Below are 5,211 nucleotides of genomic sequence, written 5' to 3' on the forward strand. Positions count from 1 at the left end.
CAAAACAATGCCATTTCGCAAGCAATGGAAAAAATCTTAACAGAACTCGATAAAACCAATATTGAGGAAGAATCCAAAGAATTACAAGAGTTTTATGACAGCGTAAAGTTCCGTGCCTCTGGCATTACCGAACCACAGGCAAGACAAAATCTTATTATCAAACTTTACGAAGATTTTTTTACCAAAGCTTTTAAGAAGACAACGGATAGGCTTGGCATTGTTTATACCCCCGTTGAGGTTGTCGATTTTATCATTCATTCTGTTGATGATGTGTTGCGTAATGAGTTTGGAAAAAGCTTGGGATCACGGGATGTCTCTATTCTTGACCCTTTCACTGGAACGGGGACCTTTATCACAAGGCTTTTACAATCAAATCTCATAAAACCAGAGGATATGGAATACAAATTCCGTCATGATATCCATGCCAATGAGATTGTCTTGCTTGCTTATTACATAGCAGCGATTAATATTGAATCGACTTATCATAGTTTGATGAAAGGTGAGTATATTCCTTTCAAACATATTGGTTTAACCGATACATTCCGGATGCTTGAAAAACAAGATCTGATGAGAGGTTTACTAGAGAAAAACAGTGAATATTTAGAACTTCAGAAAAACCTCAATATTGAAGTTATCTTCGGCAATCCTCCTTATTCAGTAGGGCAAAAAAGCGAAAATGATAATGCAAAGAACAGCCCTTATCCCATATTAGATGAACGTATCCGTAAAACTTATGCTGCTCAATCGAAAGTAACGAATATACGAGCACTTTATGACAGCTATATCCGTGCCATTCGTTGGGCAAGTGACCGTATTAGTAATGCTGGGGTAATAGGCTTTGTTTCTGGTTCTGGTTACATAGAAAAGCCAACAATGGATAGCTTACGAAAATCTTTAGCCAAAGAGTTTACGAGTATTTATGTGCTTAATTTACGGGGGGATCTTCGCAAAAATATGTTAAGCAATGGAGTTGCTCAAGAAGGTGAAAATATTTTCGGCAATGGTAGTATGACTGGTATTGCGGTAACGCTATTTATCAAAAATCCCAATGCTTCTGGAGATTGTAAAATTTACTATCATGATATTGGTAATAATTTCACGACAAAAGAAAAACTTACAGCTCTTGAATACTTTGGTAGTATTGATGGCATTACACGTGAACAAAGTTGGCAAATGATCACGCCGGATGAACATGGTGATTGGATAAATCAACGTGATGAGAGTTTCAAAACATTCCTAGTCCTAGGTGATAAGAAAAGTCATGGTAAAAAGCTGTTTGAAAATTTTTCTCGCGGTATTATGACGAGTCGTGATGCTTGGACATACAACTCAAGCCCTGAAGCTCTAGCGAAAAACATGAGTAATATGATTGCCTTCTATAACAGTGAAGTGGAACGTTTTAATGATACTTATGCACACACTAACCGTAAAATACATACCAATGTTGTAAATAATTTTGTAAATTCAGATGAAAGTAAGATAAGTTGGAGCCGTGGACTTAAACAAGAGTTGACAAAAGGAAAGTTTTTTGAATTTGAAGAGACATGCCTCATACCAAGTCTGTATCGTCCTTTTACACAACGATGGCTTTATTATAATCGTACCTTCAATGATATGGTTTACCAAATGCCGCGGATATTTCCTATAGAAAAAGCGGTTGAAAATAAAGTGATACAAGTTTCTTCTGTAGGAGCAAGAAGTGGATTTTCTATCTTGATGACTAAAAATGTACCTGATGTGAGTGTAATAGATACAGGTCAATGCTTTCCACGCTATATTTACAAAGATGATACGGTTTCAAAAAGTAAAAATGAAAAACAATCCCATTTATTTTTAATTTCTACAGAAGAAAGTAAAACAGCTGGTTTACAGAGGCGTGATGCCATTACGGATGAAGGATTAGCACATTTTAAAGAAGCTTATCCAAATGAAAAAATTACTAAGGATGATCTATTCTATTACGTTTACGGTTTACTTCATTCGGAAGATTACCGTGTTCGTTATGCGGATAACCTCTCTAAAGAATTGCCTCGTATCCCTTGTGTAAAAACTGCTGAAGATTTTTGGAAGTTTGTAACAGCAGGACGTGAATTGGGTCATTTGCACGTGAATTATGAAACTGTAGAACCTTATCCCGTGACCTTTAAAAAAGGTAATCCAAAAGTTACAGAGATCTCTAATCCCGAAAAATTCTATTATGTAACTGAAATGAAATTCGCAAAAATTAAGGATAGTAAGAAAAAGGATAAAACCACTGTTATTTATAATAGCAATATCACAATAACAGATATCCCTCTTGAAGCTTATGAGTATATCGTTAATGGTAAACCAGCTCTTGAATGGGTTATAGGGCGTCAATGTGTTAAGACTGATAAAAAGAGTGGCATTGTTAATGATGCTAATCGCTATGCTGTTGAAACCATTGGCAACCCTGCCTACCCTCTAGAGTTGTTTCAAAGAGTTATTACCGTAAGTTTAGAAACAATGAAAATCGTAAAAAAACTACCAAAATTAGAAATGAGAGAAACTGAATAGATTTGGCATGCTCAGATGATAGGCATGTTAACCTCACAAAGGGGTATAAGGTCTTATAACCTATAGGTTCTATACCCTCTTTATAAATTGCTTACATACAATCTTTAAAAGGAGTGTTTGTATGCGTTATTCTAAAAAGAAATCATTTGCACTTTTAAATACTCTTATTTGAATTGCTTTAAGACTTTTAAGAAATCCCATCTTAAAGTGAATACGCTTCTTTTACATTGCCTTTAAGAGGTTATATCGTAATCTAAAATGATAGCTTTGTTTAAAGAGAGCTATGTATATTCATTTTCTTATATTACTTATAGGTTTTGAAGGTTTCTCAAACCCTCAAAATACCTTCAAAACCCCTTTTTATATATATTACAGATTGTATTTACGTGTTGTATGTAATATGGGTTGTTTATTTAAAACATTAACATATTGAAATATAATAACTTTTATTTTTGATTGAAAAATAATATATAAAGGGGCGTAAAAGGAACCCTCAAAATACTCAAAATCTTCAAAACTCATAACCATAATGGTCTTGATAGCATTTCATATGAGTTACAAGCTATCTTTTGAAAGGCTTTAAAAGATCATATGCTTTTCATAAAGCACATTTTAATCACTCACTAAAATAATCTATTTTGTCAGTTCAATTTACTGACACATAACTGACAAGTTTTAATCAATTCACATCATTGGTTATCTTTAAAGATTGTAATAGTGATATGAGTTATGTTTTTAAAATACTAACCTATTGAAATATAATGTTTTTAATTTTTACTCATAAAAAAAATAATAGAAGATCTAAAAGGAACTGACAACACTGACACGGTCTATTAAAAGGGATTTTACTGATCTCTATAATGATCAGTTTCTATTGAGATGTTTTCATAAGTGTTTTCATAACAGACAATAAATCGCAATTATCCTATTTATCATTTCTCTTATGAACATGAAAAATGATGCCATGGCTATAAAGAACATAACAACTATAGAGAAAGCAAAAATGCAAATGAAAGCATTTGTTTATAAAGACAGTCCCTATAAAGGCTGTTAAGTCTAAAATGTGTTATTAAAAGAAATTAACAGAAATCTTAAAATTTATTTAGCAACAAAATTGATAGGTTATAAAGTTTAAAATACGCATAATGAGAGCTTTTCTAAATATTATAAATGTATAGATTCAGAAAATAACGCAATCGTTTAATAAAACCTATAATATAGCTTTAAAAGCACATAAATATAAAAGAAGCAATTAATAAGCATAAGATATTATCAATACACAACGTATTTAAAAAATAAGAAAAAATATCAAAAAAGATAAAATATTATTTGACAATAAATACGTATTTTGTTATATAAATAATCAAGTGATTGAAAAACACTTTTTGATAAGCGGATAGACTACGAAACAGCCTTTCCAAAGTCTTTAAAAAACTGACTATCTTTTATGCTATCGTTGGCATATATAGTGATTTTGTCGGGTGTGCTTACACCATACAATACCCTTATGGGAAAAGTGTAAGCAACGGACTTATCACCGTGTTTTTCAACACCCGATGCTTTTATAAGCTGTCAATTGAAAAACAATTTTATGATAAGGTTTAATTATGACAAATATCTCAAAAACCACCCCCGTTATCTCTAATATTGCAAATGAAACCGCGTCTGTTAATCAACAAGAGCCTGCAAAAAAATACGAATTTATTGATGATTGTGAATATATCGATGGTCATTTCTTAACTCGAATTAGAGCCTTAAGAGATTTTGATGATGTGAAAAAAGGCGATTTAGGGGGGTATATTGAAAATGAAAGTAACTTATCTCATGAGGGCAATTGCTGGGTTTATAATAAAGCTCGGGTCTTTCAAAATGCACGCGTCTTTGGAAATGCTAAAGTAAAAAGCTTTTTTGTTGATGTCTATGGTAATGCTCAAATTTATGGGAATGCTATTTTTGAAGGTATGACATTAAAGGACAATGCAAAGCTGTCTGGTAATGCGTATGCTAACAACGCCGTTGTAATTGAAGGCAATGCACAAATTTATGATAACGCCCGTGTCACTGATCATGCTCATATTTCCGATAATGCTGTCATTTGTGATGATGCCCATGTCGGAGGCAATGCAAAAATAAGTGGCTCTGCTTACATTTGTGATGAATCACGTGTTTTTGATGATGCCGTTATTTGTGATGCTCTTATCTCTGGTTCTTCATATATTCATAGCAATGCCTCTTTAACAGCTAATGAAGATATCTGTGATGATGCATATCCTGAGTTTGGTAGCGAAGATGATTATTATCGTCATGAGTATTATGCTGATTTTGAAGGGTATTATGACGATGATGATAACAGCGAATATGAAAGTGATGCTGCGTAAATGACGCGCGCGGGCGCGGCGGGGGCGCCCTCCTTCTAAACATCTCATTTAAAAATTTAAATCTCTATAAAGGAATTGTGCTCATGCAAAAGAAGTTTGCACTCACAAATGAAACGCGTGTAATTAATAATCATACCCTTTATCGCATTAAAGCATTAAAAGACTTTGCTGATGTTAAAGCAGGTACTTTAGGGGGCTTTATTGAAAAGGAACATAACCTCTCTCATGATGGCAATTGCTGGGTTTATGATAATGCTTGTGTTGTAAAATCTGGTCGTGTTTATGAAAATGCAAGGGT

At 33.3% G+C, this 5,211-nt stretch carries 2 protein-coding genes and 1 pseudogene; all 3 read left to right on the top strand.

Going from position 1 to position 5,211, the window contains the following annotated elements; all coding sequences use genetic code 11:
• The coding region (locus ACFIJZ_RS09165) for a type ISP restriction/modification enzyme (protein WP_375631820.1) at positions 1-2,535 on the top strand (2,535 nt) is incomplete at its 5' end.
• A gap of 1,607 nt (positions 2,536-4,142) precedes the next feature.
• Positions 4,143-4,913, top strand: a complete 771-nt coding sequence (locus ACFIJZ_RS09170) for a hypothetical protein (RefSeq protein ID WP_375631821.1) — start codon at positions 4,143-4,145, stop codon at positions 4,911-4,913.
• An 83-nt stretch (positions 4,914-4,996) separates the two neighbouring features.
• A pseudogene (locus ACFIJZ_RS09175) lies at positions 4,997-5,211 on the top strand (hypothetical protein); the annotation flags it as partial.

Origin of the sequence: Bartonella sp. CL70QHWL (genome assembly GCF_042194855.1) — a bacterium.
Taxonomy (GTDB): domain Bacteria; phylum Pseudomonadota; class Alphaproteobacteria; order Rhizobiales; family Rhizobiaceae; genus Bartonella.

Bases quoted from the DNA above. Each gene is read 5' to 3' on its own strand.
- ACFIJZ_RS09170 (WP_375631821.1), top strand. From the start codon at position 4,143: ATGACAAATATCTCAAAAACCACCCCCGTTATCTCTAATATTGCAAAT.